This window comes from Brachybacterium sp. JB7, from assembly GCF_003335205.1.
Taxonomy (GTDB): domain Bacteria; phylum Actinomycetota; class Actinomycetes; order Actinomycetales; family Dermabacteraceae; genus Brachybacterium; species Brachybacterium alimentarium.
The window spans coordinates 12,596-36,120 of record NZ_QPGN01000023.1; the positions used below are offsets into that span (position 1 = coordinate 12,596).

Genomic DNA, 23,525 nt, shown 5'->3' on the forward strand with positions numbered 1-23,525 from the left:
TCGGTGTCTCGTCGGTGGTGCCTGCGCCCGGCCGATGATCGGCGGGCCTGCTCGCGGGTCTGCTCGTGGCCCGGTCAGGGTCGGTTCGAGGCCTGCTCATGGTCTGGTCGAGGTCTGGTCGGGTTCTAGTCGGGGTCCTCGTCCTGCCCGAGATGCAGCTTCTGCTTGGCCCGCTCGACGCCTTCGACCAGCAGGGCCTGGGCCGACGCCGTGAGGACGCCCGGCTCCGCCGGGTCCCCCTTCAGCAGCGCGATGCCGGTGTTCTTCGCGAACTCGGCCGAGATGTGCGGTGGCAAGGGCGGGGTGTTCTTGCTGGTGTAGGCGTCGATGAGGGTGACGCCCCGGGTCGCGAAGGCCGCGTCGAGGGCGGGCTCGACGTCGTCGTCGGACCGGACCCGCCATGCCGCGAAGCCCAGCAGCTCAGCCCATCCGGCATAGTCCACGGATTCGACGTCCTGGGCGGTCGACCACAGGGGGTTCGCATCCTGCGTGCGCATCTCCCAGGAGACCTGCGTGAGGTCGTCGTTGTGGAGCACGATGACGATGAATCGGGGATCATCGCCCCAGCTCTCGAGATACTTCTTGATCGTGATGAGCTCGTTCATCCCGAGCATCTGGAAGGCGCCGTCACCGATCGTGCACACCACGGTCCGTTCCGGGAACGCGAACTTCGCCGCCGTCGCATACGGCATCGCGCCGAGCATCGTCGCGAGCCTGCCCGAGAGGTCCCCGGTCATGCCGTCGCGGAGCCGGATGTGGTGCCCGTACCAGTCCGCGGTGGACCCGGCGTCAGCGGTCACGATCGCCTGCGCGGGGAGCCGTTTGTTCAGCTCGTGGAAGACGCGCCGCGGGTTGACCCCGTCTTCGTAGGTCACCATCGCCTGCGCGGTCATCTCGGCCTCCCACTCGACCATGTTGTCCGCGGCGGTGTTCTGCCAGGACAGATCGTCGGTCCGGTCCAGATGCGGGATGAGAGCCGCCAGGGTCGATCGGACGTCGCCCCAGAGATCCAGCTCCGTGGGGTAGCGCAGGCCCATGTGCTCCGGCTTCAGGTCGATCTGGACGGCACGGGCCTGCCCGCTGCGGGGGAGGTACTCGCTGTAGGGGAAGTTCGTCCCGAGGAGCACGAGCGTGTCGCAGTCCTTCATCTGCTTCACGCTCGGCAGGCTTCCCAGCAGGCCGAGCTGCTGGGTGTGGTGGGGGACGTCCGACGGCACCACCTGCTTTCCGCGCAGCGCGGTGATGATCCCTGCGCCGACGAGGGACGCGGCCTCGAGGATCTCGGCGGTCGCCCCGGCCGCCCCGTGCCCGACCAGGAAGGTGACCTTCGCGCCGGAGTTGATGATCTCCGCTGCTCGCGCGATCTCCTCCGGCGGCGGCGTGATGGACATCGACGGCGCCACGGCGCTCGACCGCGCCACGGAGGGCCGGGGGGATGCCATGTCCGGCATCTTCATGGCCTGGACGTCGTGGGGAAGGATCACGACGGCGGGCCCGAGCCGGAGCCTGGCGGTCCGGAACGCGGTGTCGATCACCGCCTGCGCCTGTGCCGGCGCGACCACGGTGTGGACGTATACGGCCACGTCCGCGAAGGCGCGCTCGAGGTTGCTCTCCTGCTGCACGAAGGTCCCGAGCGATGTCGTGGGCTGCTGGCCGACGATCGCGACCACCGGCTGGTTGTCCATCTTCGCGTCGTAGAGCCCGTTGAGCATATGGAAACCGCCGGGGCTCGACGTCGCGATGCAGACGCCCACCTCACCGGTGAATTTGGCGTGGGCGGTGGCCATGAGGGAGCTGACCTCCTCGTGGGTGGGCCGCACATAGCTCACCCCCGTGCCGGCGCGCTCGGCCCGGCCCAGCGCCCCGTCGAGATCTCCGATCCCGTCCCCGGGATATCCGAACACCCGGCCGACGCCCCACTCCTGCAGGCGATCGATCACGAAGTCGCTGACGGTGGCTGTCATGGAAGAACTCCTCCGGCTGGATCGCTGCCACGTCGCTGCTCCCACGCGGCACCCTCCCGGGCCACGGGATCGTGCGGTCACGGGATCCTCGATGCGGGGCCCGGCAGGTGCCTCTCAACGTATCCCTCCCGCGAGGCGGACAACAGTGCTGCGTCCGCTCGGTCGGCCGCCTGCGACCCGGGCCGCTCGCCACCGAGCGCGCCGGGCGACGCGCACGGACCGGAGCCCGACGGCGGGCACGGTCTGCTTCCTGATCGGCTCCCTCTGCTTCGCGGCCAGGAGGCTGAGGGTCACACGCGGGCAGAGTCCTGCGACCACCCGGTCGAGGAACGATCCGCAGCGCGTCGAACCCTCAACATCCCAGGTCACGGCGCCACGTTGCGCTGCCGAGCCTTCTTCGGAAGGGGCGGTGCCGTGCGCCGGCCCTACTCTGTGATCCACGGCACGTCTCGTACCGATGTTGAGCGACCCGAGCCCCGGTTCGCACTGGGACCGGTCGCCTCGACGTTCCGAAGGGAGCACTCGTGAGCAGTCCCCATCCACCGGAAGAAGCCTCCGTCGCCCATCTCGTCGATCGGCTGTCGGAGCAGACCTCGCGCCTGGTGCGGGACGAGCTGAAGCTCGCCCGCGCCGAATACACCGAGAAGGCCAAGCAGGGCGGGACCGCAGCGGGATTGTTCGGGGCAGGCGCAGTGCTCGCCTGGTTCGGGCTCGGAGCACTGATCGCCACGGTGATCCTGCTGCTCGCGCTGGTCCTGCCGCCATGGGCTGCGGCCCTGATCGTCACCGTCGTCGTCTTCCTCGCCTCCGGCGTCGCCGCACTGCTGGGGAAGAAGAAGGCGGAGGGCCTGACCCCGACCCCCGAGCGGACCGTCGCCACCTTGCGCCGGGACGCCGACGCGATCACAGAACGGATCTGAGATGAGCACAGCCCACAACGGCCCTCGCGCGGAGGACATCGGGAAGCCGCCCCTTCGGCCCACCGATCCCGCCGGGCCTCCCGATCTGACCCCCGAGCCGGCCGACGACGCCTCCCCCGAGGACATCGAGTCAGATATCGCCCGCACCCGTCGCGAACTCGCGAACACCGTCAGCGAGCTCTCCCGGAAGCTCGATCCCACGACGCAGGCACAGCATCAGGTGGAGGACATCGCCTCACGCGTGCGAGGCCAGGCCGAGCACGCCCGCCAGACGGCGCAGTCCTCGATCAGCCGGGCGCGTGACGCGGCCACCGGGGAAGACGGCCGCCCCAGCCCCACCGCATGGATCACCCTCGGCGCGGGCGTCGGCATCCTCGCCGGTCTCGTGGCGATCGGTGCGCTCCGTGCCCGCTGAGCGTCTCGCGCCCCAGCCACCCCACATGCGCCTCGAAGGAGACCACCCATGACGCACAAGAAATCCACGAGCACATCCGCCAAGCTGCTCTACCGGCCCATCGGCCTGGTGAGCGGCGTCGCGAGCGGCGCGGTCGCCGGGATCCTGTTCAAACAGATCTGGAAGCTCGCCTCCCCGAGCAGCTCCGAGGACACGCCCAAGGCCCTGGAATCTGAGTTCCCGCTGCGGCAGATCGTCCTCGCTGCCGCCGTGCAGGGCGCTATCTACGCGACCGTCAAGGCGCTCGTGGACCGTGGCGGGGCCCGGGCGTTCGAGCGGGTCTTCGGCGAATGGCCGGGCGACTGAGCGGCAGGTGCACAGCTCTCAGCCCACAGCCCACAGCCCACAGCCCACAGCCCACAGGTTCACACGTCCAGAAAATTCGCAGATCCAGGAGGATCCCTCATGACGAGCACGCCCATCCATCATCCCGACGGGGACGATCCGCAGACTGGCTCCGAGGACCAGGGCTCGTCCGACGCCACCCCGGAACACGACCGCAAGGACCGTGTAGACGAGGAGACCAAGAAGCTCTCCCACGACGAGGCCGAGACGCACGACAGCACCGAGGAGGCTCAGAAGGAGGACGCCGAGGAGTCCGGAGGCTACGGGTACTGAGCACCACGGGCGGCGGGAACGCACTCGACACTAAACAGGTCGGTCGCGTTGACTTGCGAAAACCCTGAATACACTAGAACTCCGCCCCGTCTTACGGCACTGTTCTCAGTTCTCACAAACACCGCCCCGGATCGCAAGTCCGGACAGGGCAGATTCCGCTCGGGTCAGTTTGCGGCCAATGCCGCGAGGATCCGCTCGTCAACTTCATGGCGTGAAGCCAGGTGCTCGGCGACGTCGTAGGAGAACGACGAGTAGGTCAGGGTCCCGCCCTCGTCGATCAGTGCCTTGGCGCTCGGTCGGTCGGTGAGTTCGGCGAGCAGGGTCAGGGCGCGGTGGTCGGCCATGGCCTGAGCGAACACCCGGTGCCGGATCGACAGCCAGGGCGTGCCGTCCGGCCCGGGATAGACCGCGAAGGCGTCGCCGCCGAAGAACGGGCCGCCCGCGCAGGTGTCCGTGAACGGGTCGACCGGGGCGAGGGAGAACTGGGTCCACCAGAAGTTGTAGCCCCAGTGCAGGAATCCTGGCGCGTCGAACGCGAACAGCTGCCGGCCGAGCACCCGGTTGCGCACCGACGGCAGGGCGATGAAGCGGTTGGCGACGTCGCGGTTCTGGGATACGCAGTAGTACACCCAGGGCGTCCGTCCGGCCTCGAGGAAGGGGCCGACGTGGTCGGTGGCGACGATCGGGGTCGCGACCACGCCCTGCTCGGCGTAGGTGAAGGAGCTCAGGGCGTCCACCACGTGGGCGCCCTCGAGCAGGTCCGAGACCTGGGCCTTCGCCGCCGTGTACGCCTCGAGGTGCTCCTGGCTCGGCTCGTCGCTGACGTGCCACAGCACGTCCCCGTCCCAGGCCGCGTCCAGATGGGAGCGCAGTGCCGGGATCAGCGCCTCGAGCAGTCGGCGGTAGTCCGGTGAGGTGGCCTCGACGTGCCAGCCGAAGCGGTCCTCGAGCCCGTCGGCCGTGCGCACCTGGATCGCCGGGGTGGAGCGTGCGCCCCACTGGGTGAACAGGTGGGCGATCTCGATGCCGGTGAAGCCGAGCCGTCGGCAGATCTCGAGCCAGCGGTCCAGCCGGGAGAAGTCGAAGCGGTGCTCGCCGCCGGTGTCCTCGATGCCCACGAGCTGGACGACGGGCCGGGTGTGGCCTTCGGCGGTGTCCAGCGGGGGCGTCCACGTCGGGGTGAGCACCGAGTTCACGTCCATCTCGCGCGCGGAGGCGAGGAAGGTCTCGATGAGCTCCCAGTGGCGCTCCGAGAACACCTCGACGCCGTAGTAGGTCGAGAGGCTGTCCGCGTGGAACCAGTGGGTGTTGGTGACCGACAGCGGCGGCAGGCGGTGAGGGTGGATCTGCAGGTGCGCGGTGTGCTCGGCGAGGAGGTGCTCGCCGTCCGGGCTGCGGAGCGTGATCGTCAGCTCGTGCTCGCCTGCGTCGGTCTCCGACTCGGCGACGACATCAATCCAGAGTGCTTCCCACCGGCCGGGCGTCAGCTGCACAGTGTCCCCGGTGAGCGGTTCGAGCAGGTCGGGATAGTCGCCCGGTTCGGTGACCAGGTAGTGCTCGTCGGGCTCCTCGGGCGCGGGCGTGGAGACCGGCACGCGGCGCACCGCACTCAGCTGCACCAGCCCGGCGGCAGAGCCGCTCAGCTGCACGTCCACCGTGGAGCCGTCGGCCTCGTCGAGGAGCAGCGCGACCTGCACGGACAGCATCTCGCCGAGGAACCCCGAGGCGTGGGCACCCCCGATCAGATCGGCAGGGCGCGGGGCGGCGTCCCCGAGCACCTTCTCCAGGGAATCGGTCAGAACAGAGATCACTGGTGAGCACTCCTCGGATACAACATCGGATCGAGGTGAGGCAGAGACCGGCAATACGCAGGCTCGCCGCACGCAAAACACCTCGTCGGACTTGCGTGATCTTGAGTGTATCTGACCTAAACAATCACGTACAGTCAGCTAGACTCCGCTGTGCAGGCAACACGCGTTCGGATGGACACCGCTGGACACGAGGCTTAGAGCTCCGGTACGCATCGTGGGCAGTGCACCAGGCGCCCGAACTGTCCGTCGCAGGTTCCTTCTGTGCGTGGACGCCCGTGAACTCAATGAGGAGGAGATGATGACAGTGACGTCCATCAGGCGACGCTCAGTGCTGGCCGGTGCCGGCGCAACTGCCCTGACAGTGGCGGTCGCGGGCTGCGGGGGCGAAAAAGCCTCTTCGACCGGGGCACTGGAGCTCTGGCTACCTGCACCCCAGGGCAACGGCAGCGTGCAGGATGAGAAAAAGGTCTATGAGGACCTTCTGGCACCCTTCGTCAAGGAGCACGGCACTCCGGTCAACCTCACGCTGACTACTTGGGACAGCTACGAGGAGCGGTACCTCACCGGCGTGTCCAGCGGCACCGGGCCGGACGTTGGCTACATGTACACCGAGATGATGGGCGACTACGTAGACGCCGATGCAATCGTCCCAGTTGACGAATACCTGTCACAGGATGCCCGACAACGCATGTTCTTCCTCGAGGAAGGAAAGTTCGACGGGCACCAGTATGGGGTCCCTTACGTCGTCGGCAACGCACGCGTCATCTGGGCGAACCAGGAACTGCTGAAGCAGGCGGGGATCGCCGCACTGCCCACCACCTGGGACGAGCTCGCCGAGGTCGCCGGACTCGCCCATCGTGAACTCGGACTCCCCGGCATCGTGATGCCCTGGGGAAATCAGGCCCGCGGCATGCTGAACGAATGCTATTTCCCGTTTATGTGGCAGGCCGGTGGGGAGATTTTCACGGAGGACGGCAGCCGCACAGCATTCAACAGCCCAGAGGGGCTCGAGGCCGCACACTTCATCAATGACTTCCTCGTCAAGGAAACGATGCCGCGGAACGTCTCCGGCCTCAACAGCGACGACATCGAAACGATGTTCTTGGAGGGCAGGACAGTCTTCGCACCCGGGAGCGCAGCCAAGTTGCCCGTGTACGCAGAGGAGATTGCGGACCTAGGCTTCATCGACTCGCTGACTAATGCCACGCGCGCAACCTTTGTCGCCAATGACGCCCTTGTCCTTACCAAAAAATGTCCTGACAAGGAGCTCGGCACGGCGCTCATTGAACACCTGACCGCTGGAGAGAGCATGGAGAAATTCCACAGCGACGTACAGCACTTCCCACCCATCGGCTCCGACGAAAGACCGAACACCGACGATCCCTTCTCGGACACTTTCGCCGAAACGGACATGCTTCGCGGCTTGCCGATAATGCCTCGAGGTAATGCGGCTTATAACGCACTATTCGAGAATCTCCAGCAAATGGTGCTCGGGCGCAAGACTCCTGAGCAGGCTCTTTCTGATGCGTCAGCCTCCGGCAACGCGGCACTCGCGGCAGGGGTGTGAACGATGGTCGCTACTAGCCTCGATCTTTCATGGGGTCGGTAGGTCCGCTCGGTCGGCGTCGTTGCCGATCTTTGCGGACTCATTCTGGCATGAGGGTGTGACGGTCCGCCGCGTGTCGGTCGCGGTGGTCGGGCGTCCAGGGCCGTGGGTCCTTCAGAGAGTGCGGTCAGTGACAGGGCCGTGGGCTATCCAGCGGGGGCGGGCAACTGGGCGAGGCGGGCGTGGCCGGCCTGGACGATCCGAGCCCAGATCGACCGCTCCGAGAAGTGCAGGACCTGCTGTCGAGCATGGCGCGCGATAGTCGCGGGGATCTGGAACAAGCGGTGCCGGGCGCGTTTAGGCTCCCACCTCCTTGCGGGCTGGCCGGCATAGCCGAGCATCCCCATCCAAGCAGTAATCTCGCTGGCCAGGGCCACGATCTGGCACCAGATCCGGTTCTGCGCGAACGACGTCAGGGGCAGGTTCCGCAGGCCCATGTCCTTCGCCACGCGGATCCGGTCCTCGCAGCGAGCACGGCGACGGTGACGGAACTCGAGGTCCGCGAGCTGACCCTGCGTGGTGTTGGTCGCGAACGCCGTCAGGCGGTAGCCATCGACGTCATCGAACCGCAGTTGCGCACCGGGATGAGGGCGCTCGCGACGGACGATGACACGCATCCCGTCCGGCCAGTCCTCATCGAGGCCGAGCAGCCCCGTCAGCTCCGCGACGTCCGCTCCCTCCCGCACCTCGCCATCAGAGTTATAGGCGGGTTCCCAGACGTGCTTCGGGATCAGGCCGAACAGCTCCGGCGTATTCGCGGGCAGGGTGAACCCGACCGAGTACGAGACCCGCCGCTTCACCAACTCCTGCAGCGTCTTCTTCGTGCCGCCGGCCCCGTCGATCCGGACCAGCACCTTCCGCCCCGGCCGGGATCCCATCCCGACTTGGGCCAGCGCATCGGCGATCACGCTCTTATGGTCCGCTGCGGTGTTCGAGCCGGCGTTCCCGGGGCGCAGGAGACAGGCCAACATCTCTCCGGACCCGCCGGTGCCGTGGTCGACGAACGCGAGCAACGGATGGAATCCGAAGCCCTTCTTAAACGTCGGCCGCGCGAACTCCTTCTCGCTGTGAGAGGTCACCAGCGAAGCGTCCAGGTCGATGACCAGCGGGCTCTTCGCCGTGACCCCCGCGCTGGGAGCATACTCGCCGGCCAGGGCCCAGGCTCGACTGCGTGCTTTCCGGCGGGCGGCACTGATCGCATTCTCGACCGCCCGGGCGTCAGCCGCGAGGGTCGTCAGCAGGCGAGAGATCGTCGGATCCGAGGCCACGGACCCATACACATCAGGCTCCGCTCGGAGCGTGGCGACGTCAGCCAGGCAATCCCCACCGACCGCCAACATGAGCGCGAGATCGGTGAGGATCTTCCCCGGATCATGCCGCGAGAACGGCTTCCGCCACGGCGCCAGCGCCCTCGAAAGCTCGACGGCCAGGCCCGTCGCGCGGACGGTCTCGGTCAGCAACACACCACCGGCCTGACCGACCGCAGACACCGGCGCGACATCAACATGAGGACGTGGATACAACCCGGTAGCATTCACCCTGAAGGTGCTCCCTGAACTGGCGTGAAATGGACCTTAGACAAGCCCTATTCTTCCAGGTCAGGAGCACCTTCACCCATCACGACCCACCCCTCGGACACCTCAACGATGAAAGCCCGAGGCTAGCCCCGCGTCCACCTCCAGCACAGACACACTCTCCCGGACTGCCCAGCCCTCACCGCGCAAGGCCCGCAAGCCGTTCAGTGGGGCGCTGTACATCCTGCCGAGCTTCGCGATCCTCCTGGTTGTCATGATCATCCCGATCCTGACTTCGCTGTATTACAGCTTCACGTCTTACTCGGTCCTGGGGAGCCCCACGTGGATCGGGCTCGACAACTACCAGCTGCTGTCCCAGGACCCGTCGTTCGTTGATGCATTGATCGTCACGCTCATCTACACGCTCGGCGCAGTGCCCCTGCAGACTTTTCTGTCCCTAGTAATAGCCGAAGCTGTGGTACGGCGCTTCCGCAATGCATTCGGACGAGTCGTGCGCTCAGTACTGTTCGTCCCCGTGGTCTCCTCACTGGTCGTCGCCGCCGTCGTGTGGCGCGCAATCCTCGGCACGGACCAAGGACTGGTCAACTCGTTCCTCGGCATGCTGGGGTTGCCGGGGTTAAACGTCCTCGGAAACCCCAACCTAGCGCTGGCGGCCATCATCCTGGTGACCGTATGGAAGAATATCGGGTACTTCCTCGTAATCTATTATGCGGGCATCCTCGCGGTCCCTGCGGAGCTCTATGAGGCCTCGTCCGTCGACGGCGCCTCCCGCATACAGCAGCTGTTCAAAATCACGATCCCTTCGTTGCGTCCCATCACCTTGCTGGTGGTTATTCTGGGGACGATCTGGTCCTTCCAGGTCTTCGATCTGGTCTACGTGATGACCGGCGGCGGTCCTGGCGGAGCCACCGCCACCATCGTCGTACGCCTGTATCAGGCAGGCTTTGAGAACTTCCAGATGGGTTACGCGAGCGCGATGGCCATGATCCTGTTTGTGATTGTCGTGGCCATCGCGATCGTGCAGAGAAAGGTGCTCTCCGATGACTGAACTGACCACCGACTCAAGAGTTGATAGACCCACCGAGACGCACAAGACCTCCCGACATGACCTCAAGAATGACGCGTCGCGCGGGACGGTAGCCCGCCACCCCAGTAGTGGCGACGTCGCCTGGGCGGTCGCGCTGGGCGCTCTGGTGTTGCTAGCCTCGGGCTTTCATCGTTGAGGTGTCCGAGGGGTGGGTCGTGATGGGTGAAGGTGCTCCTGACCTGGAAGAATAGGGCTTGTCTAAGGTCCATTTCACGCCAGTTCAGGGAGCACCTTCAGGGTGAATGCTACCGGGTTGTATCCACGTCCTCATGTTGATGTCGCGCCGGTGTCTGCGGTCGGTCAGGCCGGTGGTGTGTTGCTGACCGAGACCGTCCGCGCGACGGGCCTGGCCGTCGAGCTTTCGAGGGCGCTGGCGCCGTGGCGGAAGCCGTTCTCGCGGCATGATCCGGGGAAGATCCTCACCGATCTCGCGCTCATGTTGGCGGTCGGTGGGGATTGCCTGGCTGACGTCGCCACGCTCCGAGCGGAGCCTGATGTGTATGGGTCCGTGGCCTCGGATCCGACGATCTCTCGCCTGCTGACGACCCTCGCGGCTGACGCCCGGGCGGTCGAGAATGCGATCAGTGCCGCCCGCCGGAAAGCACGCAGTCGAGCCTGGGCCCTGGCCGGCGAGTATGCTCCCAGCGCGGGGGTCACGGCGAAGAGCCCGCTGGTCATCGACCTGGACGCTTCGCTGGTGACCTCTCACAGCGAGAAGGAGTTCGCGCGGCCGACGTTTAAGAAGGGCTTCGGATTCCATCCGTTGCTCGCGTTCGTCGACCACGGCACCGGCGGGTCCGGAGAGATGTTGGCCTGTCTCCTGCGCCCCGGGAACGCCGGCTCGAACACCGCAGCGGACCATAAGAGCGTGATCGCCGATGCGCTGGCCCAAGTCGGGATGGGATCCCGGCCGGGGCGGAAGGTGCTGGTCCGGATCGACGGGGCCGGCGGCACGAAGAAGACGCTGCAGGAGTTGGTGAAGCGGCGGGTCTCGTACTCGGTCGGGTTCACCCTGCCCGCGAATACGCCGGAGCTGTTCGGCCTGATCCCGAAGCACGTCTGGGAACCCGCCTATAACTCTGATGGCGAGGTGCGGGAGGGAGCGGACGTCGCGGAGCTGACGGGGCTGCTCGGCCTCGATGAGGACTGGCCGGACGGGATGCGTGTCATCGTCCGTCGCGAGCGCCCTCATCCCGGTGCGCAACTGCGGTTCGATGACGTCGATGGCTACCGCCTGACGGCGTTCGCGACCAACACCACGCAGGGTCAGCTCGCGGACCTCGAGTTCCGTCACCGTCGCCGTGCTCGCTGCGAGGACCGGATCCGCGTGGCGAAGGACATGGGCCTGCGGAACCTGCCCCTGACGTCGTTCGCGCAGAACCGGATCTGGTGCCAGATCGTGGCCCTGGCCAGCGAGATTACTGCTTGGATGGGGATGCTCGGCTATGCCGGCCAGCCCGCAAGGAGGTGGGAGCCTAAACGCGCCCGGCACCGCTTGTTCCAGATCCCCGCGACTATCGCGCGCCATGCTCGACAGCAGGTCCTGCACTTCTCGGAGCGGTCGATCTGGGCTCGGATCGTCCAGGCCGGCCACGCCCGCCTCGCCCAGTTGCCCGCCCCCGCTGGATAGCCCACGGCCCTGTCACTGACCGCACTCTCTGAAGGACCCACGGCCCTGGACGCCCGACCACCGCGACCGACACGCGGCGGACCGTCACACCCTCATGCCAGAATGAGTCCGCAAAGATCGGCAACGACGCCGACCGAGCGGACCTACCGACCCCATGAAAGATCGAGGCTAGCAGCACTGCCATTCGTGTTCATGGCGGTCACGTCAGTCCAGGAAACCATGCGGATGACCGCCACCCTCAATACAGCTGACTTCACCCTTGACAACTACGTGCGACTGTTCCTGGAAAATAAGTTTGCCCAGGCGCTCCTGACCAGCGTGATCGTCGTGGTGATCGCTTGCGTGCTTAATATTGTGGTGTGCTCAATGGCAGCTTTTGCCTTCGAGAAGAACCCTTTCCCGGGCTCAGAGGCTGTGTTCTGGATCTATATCGCGACCATGATGGTCCCAGGCCAGGTCACGTTGATTCCGCTGTACGGGATTATACGCGACCTGGGGCTCCTGAACACACACCTCGCACTGGCGCTGCCGGTGGTCAATGCCTTCGGTGTGTTCTTGATCCGACAGTTTATGAAGGGCATTCCGAACGACCTGCTTGACGCCGCTAGGATCGACGGTGCCACCGACTTCCGGATCTTCCTACGGATCGTCATTCCACTGGTGCGACCGGTGATCGTTGCGCTGGCGGTCTTCACGTTCCTGTCTACCTGGAATGATTTCCTGTGGCCCCTGGTCTCAATCACGGACGCCGGGATGGAAACCGTGACGCTCGCGGCCGCGAACCTCCAGGGACGGTTCACCACTGATTACGGGCTGGTGATGGCTGGCGCAACAGTGACCTTCCTCGTACCACTGACCCTTTACGTGCTTCTACAGAGGCAATTCGTCGAAGGCATCGTCTCCAGCGGAGTCAAGGGCTGAGGATCCATCGGCCGTATCAGGCTGGTCGAGCGTGTCGGGGCCGAGACACCCGCGCTCCTCGAAGCGCGGCCGGTCATGATCCACGCCCAGACCGTGCGCGACGACCAACTCGACCGGATGGCCCCGGTCGGTATGATCGCCTCGATCTTCTCCGTGCACACCTGGTTCTGGGGCGATGTGCACCTGCGCAACTTCGGCCCCGAGCGTGGGCACCGGATATCCCCCGCCCGCTCCGCCCTGGATCGGGGTGTCCGCGTCACCTTGCACCAGGACTCCCCCGTCACGCCGCCGGACTTGATCCTGACGATCTGGGCCGCCGTGAACCGCAGCAGCCACACGGGTCAGCAAATCGGCCCCGCTCACCGCATCTCGACCTGGGAAGCCTTACGCGCAGTGACCGTCGAGGCCGCCTATCAATACGGCGAAGAGCATTCCAAGGGCCTGATCCGTGAGGGCATGCGGGCAGACCTGGTGATCCTGTCGGACGATCCTCTGAACACGGCCTCGAAGGACCTCCGCGATCTCGAGGTGCTCACCACCATCAAGGTTGACGAGATCGTCTATTCCGCATGATGTGAGGAATCGACCAACGGCGAAATCTCAGTCGATGATCTCGTCGTGCCCTTCGCGACGCAGCTCCGCGAGACCTTCACGCATGGCCTGGACGCTCTCCGGGCTGTGGCCGGTCCAGCCTTCGAGTTCGCGCACCACGCGCACCGGCTTGCCACTGCGGTAGGAGCGGGTGGGGTTGCCGGGGAAGCGCTTGTCGGTGACGTTGGGGTCGTCCTCGACCTTTCCTGTCGGCTCCACGACGTAGATGTGGGGCTGTCCCTCGCCCTGGGCGAGCTGGGCTCCCCAGGCCGCGGCGGCCAGCGTCTGGGTGAAGTAGATGTGGCTCATCGCCAGGTCATCGCGATAGTTCGAGGGCTGCTGCGGTGTGAGCCGATCTCCGGGCTCGAGCACCGCTTTGGTGCCGTGCAGGTAGACGCCTTCTTCGTACACCTCGAAGGGTGCGGGTTCGGTCATCATGCTCTCGTCTCCTCGGGGCCCGGCACCTCGGCAGGTTCCGGGATCATCACCGTAGCGGCAGGCCTCAGCAGCCTGCCCTGAGCAGCGCACCCGGTCAGGCCCTCTGTGGCAGCTGAGGCGTCGGGGTGTCCCCCTGAGGACCCTGCGGTTCTCCCCCTCGTGCCGCTGACCACCGCACTCGTACGCTTGTCCCATGACGTTGTCCGGGACCCTCGCCTTCCTCGGGCTCGCCGCTCTCACCATGGATGTGCTCGGCGGGGTCATCGCGACCGGCGTCCTGCTGCGCGGCGGGCGCCTCCGGCACCTGCTCACGTTCTGGGCCGGCTATGCGGCGGTGATCGTGGTCGCCACGCTGGTCCTGCACCCGCTGCTCGATGTGCTCGGGCGCTGGCTGCATCCGATCCTGCACTCCAACGGCGCGATCGGCAGCGTCGAGGTCGTCGCCGGGCTCGCTCTTGGCGGCTTCGCCGTCCACCAGTGGCGCTCTGCCCGCCGGCCACCCCTGCCGCGCGAGGGACCTGCACGGCGCAGCTCCCCCGCGCGCCTCGCACTGTGGCCGATGCTCACCGCGGGCGTCGCCTTCTCCGCGACCGCCCTCGCCGACCCTGCCTTCACCATCGCGGTGGGAATGGCCGCCCAGGAAGAGGTCCTCGCGCTGCGGATCGGCCTGCTCGTGCTGTGGAACCTCGTCTACCAGGCGCCCCTGGTGACGCTCACCGTGATCGCGGCCATCGGGAAGCACGAACGGATCGTGCGCCGCATGGCGGACTGGTTCGCCGCACGCCGACGCCCGCTGCAGAGCGCACTCGCCGTGGTGCTCGCGCTCATCGCGCTGGTGGTGCTCAGCGACGGGGTGCTCTCCCTGCTCGGGGGCCACGTGCCCTGGCTGCGCCAGCTGCTCTCGCTGCGCTGAGCACCTCCCGCAGCTGCAGCACGATCGAGTACTGACCGAGAGGGCAGAACGGCGGACCGGCCCGGTTCAGCCCTCCCGCGCGAACAGCCCTACCGCGTCCCACGCCACCCAGCCGCCCTCGGCGAGCTCGAACTCGATGACGTTCTCGCCACTCTGCAGCAGACCCTCGGGCACCTCGAGCTCGTGGAAGGACCGCAGCAAGGGGGAATCCGGCAGCGTGGCGTCGCCCTCGCGTGAGCCGCGGGTGCTGCCCGTCGGCAGCTCGATGTCTGCCATCGCCTTCTCATTCACCCGCACCCGCAGGATCCCGCCCAGGCGCGTGGTGTCCACCAGCCAGATCGCGAGATCGTGCGGGGCCGACGGCTCTCCGTCCAGGGTGAGGGTCCAGCGGGCGCGATGCGCCGTCGACCCCGCCCAGGCATCGCCCGGCCCGGGCAGCAGGTACGGCCAGGCGGTGCCCGGTTCGTCGACCCCCTGCTCGTACTCGATCACCGCGTCGGGGTAGTCCACGGCGATCTGCTCGTAGGAGCTCGGGGCGAGGTGCAGCTCCAGGGTGCGGCCGTCGAAGTCCCCGATCCGGGCGATCTCCCGGCCGGTTGCGGTCACCGAGGGCTGCGAGGTGCCGGTCATCGCGTCGTTCGCCTCGCCGCGCAGCCCTGCGTCGGAGACGGCCAGCACCCGATAGGTCCAGGTCTCCCCGGCCGGGTCGAGGTCGACATGCACGAACCGGGGGTAGACGGTCTTGCCCAGCAGGTCAGCTTCATCGGGCTCGCCGGGGCTCGCCTCCCCCGCCACAGCGTAGATCCGGAAATGGTCGATCAGCGGATCCCAGCCCAGGGGATCCCAGGTCAGCTCGATCGAGGCGAGGGCAGGGTGGGCGGTGAGGCCGGTGACGGCGTCGGGGGTCGAACTCATGGGGTGCTCCTTGCCGGCCGCGATCAGGCCGGGATCAGGCGGGAGTCGCCCGCGGGGGTGGTGAACCGGGCCGAGAGCAGCTTGGGCGCGGTGTCATCCGCCTCCACCCACTCCACGATGTAGAAGCTGGAGACCAGCTCCTCGGGCGTCAGGCGCAGATGGAGGTAACCGCGGCGGCCGTCGTAATGCTTGACGTACTCGTGCTGGAGCCAGTCCGGCGTGTACGCGTCGGTCTTCGCGCCGTCCCCGTCGGATCCCACCGAGGTGCAGATCAGCTCGACGCCCACGGTGCCGCTGCCGGGATCGGAGAAGTCCGCAAGCAGCTCGGTGGCCACATGCTTGTGGATGTCACCGGTGAGCACCACCGGGTTCGGTGCGCCGGCCATCGCGTCCAGCAGTCGCTGCCGGGCCGCCGGGTAGCCGTCCCACATATCCACGCGGTCCTCGGTGATCGCGGCGACGACCACCCCGTTGGCCAGGATGTTCCAGGTGGCCGGCGAGTCTGCCAGCCGTTCGCTCGCCCACTCCTCCTGCTCGGCGCCGAGCATGGAGCGCTCCGGGCGCTGCTGGTCCTCCGGGTCCGTCGGCGCGGGATCGCGGAACTGGCGGGTGTCCAGCAGGGTCAGGCGCGCGAGGTTCCCCACGTCGAAGCCGGTGGTGATGTCGCTGTCGGGGCCGTCGGGCAGCGCTTCGACGTCCAGGGGCATGTTCTCGTAGAAGGCGCGGTAGGCCACGGCGATGCGATGGGCGAACAGGTCATCGGGGACCCCGGTGCTCGAGCTGCCGCCGAGGTAGTCGTTCTGCACCTCGTGGTCGTCCCACACGGCGACCGCCGGCACCCGGGCATGGACCGCCTGCAGGTGCGGATCGGACTTGAACAGGGCATAGCGCAGCCGGTACTGCTCCAGCGTCTCCGCCTCGACCTGATGGGCGGGCCCCACCTCGACGCCCTGGCGCCACAGGTTCGACTCGGTGATGCCGTACTCGTAGATGTAGTCGCCGACGAACACCACGAGGTCCAGCTCCTCCTCGGCGGCAAGATGCTTGTGAGCGGTGAAATGGCCGTGGTACCAGGCCTGACAGGACACGACCCCCACGTTGAAGGACTCCACCTCGGCGCCCTCGGCGGGCAGGGTGCGGAATCGGCCGACGGGGCTGTTCTGACGTCCCACCGAGAACCGGTAGAAGTAGTCGGTGGCGGGCTCCAGGCCCTCCACGCGGGGATGGACGGCGTGGGCCAGCGCGGGCTGGGCGAGCGCCTGACCGCGGGCGGTGATCTGTCGGAACTCCGGGTCCTTCGCGACGTGCCAGCGCACGGTGACGTCCTTGCCCTCCATCCCGCCGTGCCCGTCCTCCGCGAGGGGCTCCGGGGCGAGGCGCGTCCACAGCACCATCCCGTCGGGCCGGGGCGCGCCGCAGGCCACGCCGAGGGAGAACAGCCCCTCGGGCTGCGGCGCGGTCTCGGCCTGCGCCTGCGGTGCGCGGATGCCCAGGGCGATCACGGCGGCGGAGGCGCCGCTCGCCTGGAGCAGGCGGCGACGGCTGACGGGGGCGGGCGCGACGGATGCCGGCATGAGGTCTCCAGGGGTCGAGTGCGGATACCTCAGCGAGTCGATCACGTCCTGGTGTCGCGGGGATGGCGAATGCAGAAATTCGGGTCGACCGGGGCGTTTCGGGAACCCGTGAGCTCGGCGCGCGCAGCCAGCGAGAACGGGCGGCCGGCAGCGCGGGGCACGGTGAGAGAAGCTCGGCCGGAAGCGTGTCCCGACATCCAAGGACCCGACTTCTCGGACATCTGACCAGGTCAGAGGATCGTGGCGTATCTCATGTCGCCAATGGTCAGAGGTTGCGCTTTTCCACTCGACCGTACTTAGGGTAGCCAAACCTCACTCATCGAGGTCCGTAGGAATCGCGCCGTGCGCTCAGCTCTCCGGGCAGCGCGGAACGAGTCCCCGTCGGCCCTCAGCATGCGCAGGAAGGCTCTCTCCCCATGACAGATCTGACGCAGGACGTGCCTCCCTCCCTGGCCCGTCCCCGCTCGACCGATCCGCTCCCCGCCCCTGGCGGCGGGAGCGATCCCGCCACCGAGAGTGCACGCGCCGACGGGCCCCCGACCCTGCTGACCACGGCGTCCGCCGAGACCTATGCGGAGCTGCTGCACGAGGTGGTCGACACCGTCGCGGAGCGCTTCCGCAGCGTCTCCTCCCCGTCCGTCGGCCCGGATCGTCGCGCGCTGGAGGCGATGGTCGCCGACGTCGACCTGGACACCGCCGGGATCGGCGACAGCGCCGCCCTGCGCGAGGCCGACGAGCTCTACGCGCGCCACGCCGTGTGGTTCCATCACCCCTCGTACACCGCACATCTGAACTGCCCGGTCGTGCTGCCCGCGGTCGCCGCCGAGGCGATGCTCGCCGCGATCAACACTTCGGTGGACACCTACGACCAGTCGCTCGTGGCCACCTTCATCGAGCAGCGCCTGATCACCTGGACCGCCGAGCGGATCGGATTCGCGGCCGGCGACGGGGTGTTCACCTCGGGCGGCACGCAGTCGAACCTGCAGGCGCTGTTCCTCGCCCGGGAGCACGCCATCCGGAAGTCCCCCGCACCGCGGCACGAGACCATCGGCCGGCTGCGCCTGCTGACCAGCCCCGTCGGCCACTTCTCGGTCGCGCGCTCCGCCATGCTGCTGGGCCTGCCCGAGGACGCGGTCGTCACGGTGGACTGCGCGGAGGACGGACGGATGGATCCCGACGCCCTCCGCGTCGCGATCGAGGAGTCCCAGGCCGAGGATCGCACCGTGATGGCGGTGTCGCTCACGGCGGGCACCACCGATCGTGGGCTCATCGACCCGATCCATCCCGCTGCGGACCTCTGCGCTGAGCACGGGATCTGGCTGCACGTGGACGCCGCCTACGGGGGCGGCCTGCTGATCTCTCCCGCGCGACGCCACCTGCTGGACGGCATCGAGCGCGCAGACTCGATCACGGTCGACTTCCACAAGACATTCTTCCAGCCGGTCTCCTCGAGCGCGCTCATCGTGCGAGACCCCGCGGAGCTCTCCGCCTCGACCTGGCACGCGGACTATCTGAACCCCGCGGCCGAGGCCGTCGGGAAGGATGCCGAGCCGAACCAGGTCGACAAGTCCCTGCAGACCACGCGGCGGTTCGACGCGCTGAAGCTATGGACCACGCTGCGCTCGCTGGGCCCGGATCGACTGGGCACGATGGTGGACCAGGTGTGCGATCTGGCTACGGACGTCCGAGGCCTGCTCGAGACCGATCCCGACTTCGAGGTGCTGGGCTCGACGGACCTGTCCACGGTGCTGTTCCGCTTCCGTCCCGCCGGCACCGATCCCGCGACGGCGGACCGCTTCGTGCCGCTGATCCGACGGGTGCTGTTCGAGTCGGGCCGGGCGATGGTCGCCCGCACCACGATCGACGGCACGCCCTGGCTGAAGCTCACGCTGCTGAATCCCGAGGCCACCGTGCTGGACATCGCCGCCGTGCTGGACCTGGTGCGCGCCACGGGCCGCGGACTGCTGGCCGGGATCGACCTCTCCGACCACGAGATCCGCGGGGCCGAGTCCGTCCCAGCGCCCTCCGCCCGTGCGACGGGTTCCGCTCCGGTCGCCGCGGGAGGTGCACGATGAGCCCCGCAGACGGCACGACCGCGGAGAGCTCCGCAGCCTCCGCAGCTTCGGCAGCTTCGGCAACCCCGACGATCTCTACGTCCTTCCCGGCAGCGGACAGGGGACCGATCCATGACCTGGTGGGCATCGGCATCGGCCCGTTCGGGCTGGGCCTGGCCGCGCTCTCGGACCCGCTCGAGGACGTCGACGCCGTGTTCCTGGACCAGCGCCCCGAGTTCCGCTGGCATCCGGGGATGATGCTGGACGGCGCCACGATCCAGGTGCCCTTCCTCGCGGATCTGGTGACGATGGCCGATCCCACCTCGCGCTATTCGTTCCTGGCGTTCCTCAAGGCCACCGGGCGGCTCTACCCGTTCTACATCCGCGAATCGTTCTATCCGCTGCGCTCGGAGTACGACGCGTACTGCCGCTGGGTTGCGGACCAGCTGGATTCGCTGCGCTGGAGCCGCAGGGTGATCGCCGTGGAGACGGCTCAGAACGCCGAGGGTGCTGCTGCGGCCGACGACGGATCTGCGGCGAGCTCGCGCGCCGCCGTCGAATCCGTTAGCCCTGTCGGCTCCGCCGGCCCGCACGAGCACTTCGTGGTCACCGCAGAGGTGCTCGATGAGGACGGCGCCGTGGTGGGCCTCGAGCAGCATCGCGGCCGCCATGTGGTGCTCGGCGTCGGCACCGCTCCGGTGCTGCCCGAGCCGCTCCGCATGCTGCGCGAACAGGCCGGCGAACGCTCCGGCCCGGTCGTCCACACCGCGGAGTTCCTGCCCTCGCGCGAGCGCCTGCTGGAGTCGGGGCCGATCACGATCGTGGGATCGGGGCAGTCCGCCGCGGAGGTGTACCGGGACCTGCTCGAGGAGACCGACCGCCGCGGCATCCAGCTGGACTGGATCACCCGCTCCCCGCGGTTCTTCGCGATGGAGTACACGAAGCTCACCCTGGAGATGACCTCCCCGGAGTACACCGACCACTACCGCTCCCTTCCCGAGGAGCTGCGCGACCGGCTGGGCCGTGAGCAGCGCAGCCTCTACAAGGGCATCAGCGGCGATCTCGTGGACGATATCCACGACACCCTCTACCGCCTGGGGCAGGGTGGGCACGCGCCGCACACCACGCTGCTCAGCGACGTCGCCGTCACCGCGGGGCATGTCGACGAGGAGACCGGCGAGCACGTGCTGACCCTGCGGCACGGTCAGCTGGGCACCGAGCGGGAGCACCGCACCGGTGCCCTGATCGCCGCGACCGGCTACCGCTCCTCGATCCCCGCTTTCCTGGATCCCGTCGCCGACCTGGTGCGACGGGATGCCAAGGGTCGCCTGGACGTCTCGCGCGACTACACGGTCGACGACGCCGGACGGCTGCACGTGCTGAACGCCGAGGAGCACACGCACGGCGTGACCGCCCCCGACCTGGGCTTCGGCGCCTGGCGCGCGAGCGTCGTGCTGGCCGCGATCACCGGCCGCGAGCCCTACGCGATCGAACGCCGCATCGCCTTCCAGACCTTCGGCCTCCCGCCGCAGGAGAACCGCGACCCGCAGGCTGCGGCAGACGATCCGACCGCCGCCGCAGCGACCGCGGCGCCGTCGGCCGCAGCCCCGTCGGCCGAAGCGCCGTCGTCCGCAGCACCATCGGCCGCGGCACCGTCGGCCGCAGCACCCTCAGCGGATCCGCCGGTCCGCACCTCACCCCCGGCGGATCAGACCCAGGCTGCCCGCCCCCGTCCCGCAGGAGTCCCCTCATGAGCACCTTCACCCTCGCCCCGGTCCGGCCCACGCAGGATGCCGAGGCGGTCCACGCCTGGCTGACCTCCCCGCATGCCCGCTTCTGGGAGATGCAGGATCACAGTCTCGAGCAGGTCCGCGAGCACCTCCAGACCGTGGCCGCGCATCCCGCGCAGAACGGCTGGATCGGGCGTCGGCGCACCGCGGCCGACACCGGGGACGCCGGCGCACCGCTCTTCTACGTCGAGACCTACCGCCCGTCGCTGCTGATCCCCGCCCACGAACTGCCCGAACAGCCCGGCGACCTGGGCATGCACCTGCTCATCGCTCCCCCGGGCGAGAACCCGGTGCACGGCTTCACGGCCGCCGTGATGCGCGATGTGGTCGCCTTCTGCCTCGGCGATCCGGGTGCCGACGGCGTGGCAGGACTGGACGCGCTGCGTCTGGTCGTCGAGCCGGATGCTCGCAACACCGCGATCCTCGCGAAGAACGCGGCCGCCGGATTCCGGGTGCTGCGAGAGATCGACCTGGTGGCCGACGGACACACCAAGCGGGCAGCGCTCAGCGTGTGCACCCGGGAGGACTTCGCCGCCAGCCCGCTGGGCCAGGGGTGGTCCGGCGAGCGCGCCCCGCACGCCCACCTCTCACGCGGCACGGCCGCTCGCGCGCACCGCCACCTGGTCGCCAAGGCCCTGTCGGAGTTCGCTCACGAACGCCTGATCGCACCCCGCGCCGACGCTGCGTCGGTGCAGGCCGACGCAGCGACGCAGGTCGATGCACCGATGCAGGCCGACGCACGGAGGCCGGGCGATGCGCCCGCCCCGGCGGCCGCGACCCCGGCGCCCACCCAGCCGATGCAGGCCACCGGCGCCGACCTCGCCGTCGAGCGCCGCTGGCTCCTCGAGCTCGGCGAGACCGTCTACACCTTCCGCGCTCGTGTGCTGCCGCTGGAGCACTGGCTGGTCGAGGAGGCCTCGATCGTGCGCCGGGTGAACGATCTGCCCCAGCCGCTGGACGCCCAGCAGCTGATCCTCGACCTGCAGGAATCGCTCGGCATCCCCGAGGACCTGCTCTCCACCTATCTCGAGGAGCTCGCCTCGACCTTCGCCGCCGGCGCCGCGAAACTCGACGATGCGCAGGAGGGGCGTCGGCCCACATCCGGTGAACTCGTCGGGGCGGATCTGCAGACGGTCGAGGCGGCCATGACCGAGGGGCACCCCGGGTTCCTGGCCAACAACGGGCGCATCGGGTACTCGCTCAGCGATTACCGGGCGTACGCTCCCGAGACCGGGTCGCGCACGCGCCTGTTCTGGGTCGCGGCGCGGCGCAGCCTGAGCCATCTCGCGGTGGGCCACGGGCTCGACGAGCAGGAGCACCTGCACCAGGCGCTCAGCACGGAGGAGCTGGATGCGTTCACCGATCGGCTCGCCTGCCGCGGGCTCGACCCGTCGGACTACCACCTGCTCCCGCTGCACCCCTGGCAGGCCGAGCATCGCCTGCCGATCACCTTCGCAGCGGACATCGCGCGCGATGACCTGGTGCCGCTGGGCCCGGGCGGTGACGAGTTCCAGGCGCAGCAGTCCCTGCGCACCTTCTTCAACCGCACCCGCCCGGGCGCCCCGTACGTGAAGGTCGCGCTCGCGATCCAGAACATGGGATTCCTGCGCGGACTCTCCCCGCACTACATGCGCGACACCCCCGCGATCAACGACTGGGTCGCCGCACTGGTCGCGGAGGATCCCACGTTCGCCGACGCGGGCTTCTCGGTGCTGCGCGAACGGGCCGCGCTCGGCTACACCGGGGATGCCTACCACCGCACGACCGGCACCAATCCGCATCGCAAGATGCTCGCCGCGCTGTGGCGGGAGAACCCCGTGCCGCTGCTCGAGGACGGCGAGCAGGCGCTCACGATGGCCGCTCTGCTGCACCGCGACCACGAGGGCACGGCTCTGGTCACCGAGCTGATCCGCGCCTCCGGCCTCTCCCCGCAGGAATGGCTGGACCGCTACCTCAGCGCATACCTGTACCCGTTGGTGCACGCCCTGCTCGCGCACGACGTGGTGTTCATGCCGCACGGAGAGAACCTCATCCTGCGCGTGCGCGACCACGTCGTCACCGGGGCCTTCATGAAGGACATCGGCGAGGAGACGGCCGTTCTCGGCGAGCGCCCGCTGCCCGTGGGCGTCGCGCGCATCCGAGCGCTCGGGGCTGACGGTGCCCCGCTCCCCGGCCATGAGAAGGCGCTGTCGGTGTTCACCGACATGTTCGACGGCGTGCTGCGGCATCTGTCGGGGATCCTCGACGCCGACGGCATGCTTCCCGCCACGGAGTTCTGGGACCTGGTCGCCGCCGTGCTCGATCGGTACGAGTCGGACCATCCCGCGACCGCGAAGGGCCTGGCCGGGGATGTGGACCTGCGCGCCCGGACTTTCTCCCACTCGTGCCTGAACCGTCTGCAGCTGCGCAACACCCTGCAGATGGTCGACATCGGCGACCAGTCCGCCTCCCTGCTGCACGCGGGGCGGATGGACAACCCGGTGGCGCTCGCACGGGACGTGGCTGAGGTGCCGGCCGACGGGGCGGAGGGAGCGACCGGCGGGACGGCCGAGGGGGCGGAGGAAGCGACCGGCGGGACGGCCGAGGGGGCGGAGGGAGCGACCGGCGGGGCGGCCGGTTCGCGCGACGGAGCGACGGGTCCGCTCGAGGCGGGTCCGGACCGCGCGATCGCCACGAGCGGGGTCTGACCCCGCACGGCCGTGCA

General features: G+C 68.3%; 20 protein-coding genes. 14 read left to right on the top strand and 6 right to left on the bottom strand.

What is annotated here, in order from left to right; genetic code table 11:
- Positions 1-125: 125 nt before the first annotated feature.
- Positions 126-1,964, bottom strand: a complete 1,839-nt coding sequence (locus CIK81_RS16350) for a thiamine pyrophosphate-requiring protein (RefSeq protein ID WP_114355904.1) — start codon at positions 1,962-1,964, stop codon at positions 126-128.
- A 524-nt stretch (positions 1,965-2,488) separates the two neighbouring features.
- On the opposite strand from CIK81_RS16350, the gene CIK81_RS16355 reads away from it, so the two are divergent.
- From CIK81_RS16355 to CIK81_RS16370, 4 genes are all read left to right on the top strand, one after another.
- Positions 2,489-2,884 carry a phage holin family protein gene (locus CIK81_RS16355; protein WP_114355905.1) on the top strand — a complete coding sequence of 132 codons (396 nt, stop codon included), beginning with the start codon at positions 2,489-2,491 and terminating at the stop codon, positions 2,882-2,884.
- Position 2,885: 1 nt separating this feature from the next.
- A complete protein-coding gene (locus CIK81_RS16360; protein ID WP_114355906.1) occupies positions 2,886-3,299 on the top strand; it encodes a DUF3618 domain-containing protein in 414 nt (137 codons plus the stop codon).
- Between the two features lie 48 nt (positions 3,300-3,347).
- Positions 3,348-3,644, top strand: a complete 297-nt coding sequence (locus tag CIK81_RS16365; protein WP_096197443.1) for a DUF4235 domain-containing protein — start codon at positions 3,348-3,350, stop codon at positions 3,642-3,644.
- A 99-nt stretch (positions 3,645-3,743) separates the two neighbouring features.
- On the top strand, positions 3,744-3,956 hold the full coding sequence (locus CIK81_RS16370) for a hypothetical protein (protein ID WP_096166618.1): 213 nt from the start codon (positions 3,744-3,746) through the stop codon (positions 3,954-3,956).
- Between the two features lie 164 nt (positions 3,957-4,120).
- Here CIK81_RS16370 and CIK81_RS16375 read toward each other — a convergent pair whose 3' ends face one another.
- Positions 4,121-5,767 (bottom strand): glycoside hydrolase domain-containing protein, encoded by a 1,647-nt coding sequence (locus tag CIK81_RS16375; RefSeq protein WP_114355907.1) that lies wholly within the window; start codon positions 5,765-5,767, stop codon positions 4,121-4,123.
- Positions 5,768-6,032: 265 nt separating this feature from the next.
- Between CIK81_RS16375 and CIK81_RS16380 the strand changes: the two genes are divergently transcribed.
- The gene (locus CIK81_RS16380) at positions 6,033-7,334 is read left to right on the top strand and encodes a sugar ABC transporter substrate-binding protein (RefSeq protein WP_141393736.1); all 1,302 of its coding nucleotides are present in this window, start codon (positions 6,033-6,035) and stop codon (positions 7,332-7,334) included.
- A 185-nt stretch (positions 7,335-7,519) separates the two neighbouring features.
- On the opposite strand, the gene CIK81_RS16385 is transcribed toward CIK81_RS16380, so the two are convergent.
- On the bottom strand, positions 7,520-8,911 hold the full coding sequence (locus CIK81_RS16385) for an IS1380 family transposase (RefSeq protein WP_114355359.1): 1,392 nt from the start codon (positions 8,909-8,911) through the stop codon (positions 7,520-7,522).
- Between the two features lie 250 nt (positions 8,912-9,161).
- Between CIK81_RS16385 and CIK81_RS16390 the strand changes: the two genes are divergently transcribed.
- The 5 genes from CIK81_RS16390 (at position 9,162) to CIK81_RS16405 (ending at position 13,119) form a co-directional block, all read left to right on the top strand.
- Positions 9,162-9,956, top strand: coding sequence for a carbohydrate ABC transporter permease (locus CIK81_RS16390; protein ID WP_114355908.1), 795 nt, complete (start codon positions 9,162-9,164; stop codon positions 9,954-9,956).
- The gene (locus CIK81_RS18065) at positions 9,949-10,131 is read left to right on the top strand and encodes a hypothetical protein (protein ID WP_147272371.1); all 183 of its coding nucleotides are present in this window, start codon (positions 9,949-9,951) and stop codon (positions 10,129-10,131) included. Before CIK81_RS16390 ends, CIK81_RS18065 begins: the two co-directional genes overlap by 8 nt.
- A gap of 102 nt (positions 10,132-10,233) precedes the next feature.
- Positions 10,234-11,625, top strand: coding sequence for an IS1380 family transposase (locus tag CIK81_RS16395; RefSeq protein ID WP_114355359.1), 1,392 nt, complete (start codon positions 10,234-10,236; stop codon positions 11,623-11,625).
- A 225-nt stretch (positions 11,626-11,850) separates the two neighbouring features.
- Complete coding sequence (locus CIK81_RS16400; protein WP_241964230.1) at positions 11,851-12,546, top strand: carbohydrate ABC transporter permease; 696 nt, start codon at positions 11,851-11,853, stop codon at positions 12,544-12,546.
- A 21-nt stretch (positions 12,547-12,567) separates the two neighbouring features.
- A complete protein-coding gene (locus CIK81_RS16405) occupies positions 12,568-13,119 on the top strand; it encodes an amidohydrolase family protein (protein ID WP_255411096.1) in 552 nt (183 codons plus the stop codon).
- 27 nt (positions 13,120-13,146) lie between these two features.
- Here CIK81_RS16405 and arr read toward each other — a convergent pair whose 3' ends face one another.
- A complete protein-coding gene (gene arr, locus CIK81_RS16410) occupies positions 13,147-13,575 on the bottom strand; it encodes an NAD(+)--rifampin ADP-ribosyltransferase (RefSeq protein ID WP_338022890.1) in 429 nt (142 codons plus the stop codon).
- Positions 13,576-13,768: 193 nt separating this feature from the next.
- On the opposite strand from arr, the gene CIK81_RS16415 reads away from it, so the two are divergent.
- The gene (locus tag CIK81_RS16415) at positions 13,769-14,488 is read left to right on the top strand and encodes a GAP family protein (protein WP_096166679.1); all 720 of its coding nucleotides are present in this window, start codon (positions 13,769-13,771) and stop codon (positions 14,486-14,488) included.
- A 66-nt stretch (positions 14,489-14,554) separates the two neighbouring features.
- On the opposite strand, the gene CIK81_RS16420 is transcribed toward CIK81_RS16415, so the two are convergent.
- Entirely contained in the window at positions 14,555-15,403 is an 849-nt protein-coding gene (locus CIK81_RS16420; RefSeq protein ID WP_114355910.1) for a polysaccharide lyase family protein, read from the bottom strand.
- Between the two features lie 23 nt (positions 15,404-15,426).
- Positions 15,427-16,977, bottom strand: a complete 1,551-nt coding sequence (locus tag CIK81_RS16425) for an alkaline phosphatase (protein ID WP_114355911.1) — start codon at positions 16,975-16,977, stop codon at positions 15,427-15,429.
- 416 nt (positions 16,978-17,393) lie between these two features.
- Between CIK81_RS16425 and CIK81_RS16430 the strand changes: the two genes are divergently transcribed.
- The 3 genes from CIK81_RS16430 to CIK81_RS16440 are packed head-to-tail and all read left to right on the top strand — an operon-like array spanning position 17,394 to position 23,508.
- Entirely contained in the window at positions 17,394-19,052 is a 1,659-nt protein-coding gene (locus tag CIK81_RS16430; protein WP_114355912.1) for an aspartate aminotransferase family protein, read from the top strand.
- Positions 19,049-20,785, top strand: coding sequence for a lysine N(6)-hydroxylase/L-ornithine N(5)-oxygenase family protein (locus CIK81_RS16435; protein WP_241964231.1), 1,737 nt, complete (start codon positions 19,049-19,051; stop codon positions 20,783-20,785). Before CIK81_RS16430 ends, CIK81_RS16435 begins: the two co-directional genes overlap by 4 nt.
- Entirely contained in the window at positions 20,782-23,508 is a 2,727-nt protein-coding gene (locus CIK81_RS16440) for a GNAT family N-acetyltransferase (RefSeq protein ID WP_114355913.1), read from the top strand. Before CIK81_RS16435 ends, CIK81_RS16440 begins: the two co-directional genes overlap by 4 nt.
- The last annotated feature ends 17 nt before the right edge of the window (positions 23,509-23,525 follow it).

Bases quoted from the DNA above. Each gene is read 5' to 3' on its own strand.
- CIK81_RS16350 (WP_114355904.1), bottom strand. From the start codon at position 1,964: ATGACAGCCACCGTCAGCGACTTCGTGATCGATCGCCTGCAGGAGTGG.
- CIK81_RS16360 (WP_114355906.1), top strand. From the start codon at position 2,886: ATGAGCACAGCCCACAACGGCCCTCGCGCGGAGGACATCGGGAAGCCG.
- CIK81_RS16365 (WP_096197443.1), top strand. From the start codon at position 3,348: ATGACGCACAAGAAATCCACGAGCACATCCGCCAAGCTGCTCTACCGG.
- CIK81_RS16370 (WP_096166618.1), top strand. From the start codon at position 3,744: ATGACGAGCACGCCCATCCATCATCCCGACGGGGACGATCCGCAGACT.
- CIK81_RS16390 (WP_114355908.1), top strand. From the start codon at position 9,162: ATGATCATCCCGATCCTGACTTCGCTGTATTACAGCTTCACGTCTTAC.
- CIK81_RS18065 (WP_147272371.1), top strand. From the start codon at position 9,949: ATGACTGAACTGACCACCGACTCAAGAGTTGATAGACCCACCGAGACG.
- CIK81_RS16400 (WP_241964230.1), top strand. From the start codon at position 11,851: ATGACCGCCACCCTCAATACAGCTGACTTCACCCTTGACAACTACGTG.
- arr (WP_338022890.1), bottom strand. From the start codon at position 13,575: ATGATGACCGAACCCGCACCCTTCGAGGTGTACGAAGAAGGCGTCTAC.
- CIK81_RS16415 (WP_096166679.1), top strand. From the start codon at position 13,769: ATGACGTTGTCCGGGACCCTCGCCTTCCTCGGGCTCGCCGCTCTCACC.
- CIK81_RS16420 (WP_114355910.1), bottom strand. From the start codon at position 15,403: ATGAGTTCGACCCCCGACGCCGTCACCGGCCTCACCGCCCACCCTGCC.
- CIK81_RS16425 (WP_114355911.1), bottom strand. From the start codon at position 16,977: ATGCCGGCATCCGTCGCGCCCGCCCCCGTCAGCCGTCGCCGCCTGCTC.
- CIK81_RS16430 (WP_114355912.1), top strand. From the start codon at position 17,394: ATGACAGATCTGACGCAGGACGTGCCTCCCTCCCTGGCCCGTCCCCGC.
- CIK81_RS16435 (WP_241964231.1), top strand. From the start codon at position 19,049: ATGAGCCCCGCAGACGGCACGACCGCGGAGAGCTCCGCAGCCTCCGCA.
- CIK81_RS16440 (WP_114355913.1), top strand. From the start codon at position 20,782: ATGAGCACCTTCACCCTCGCCCCGGTCCGGCCCACGCAGGATGCCGAG.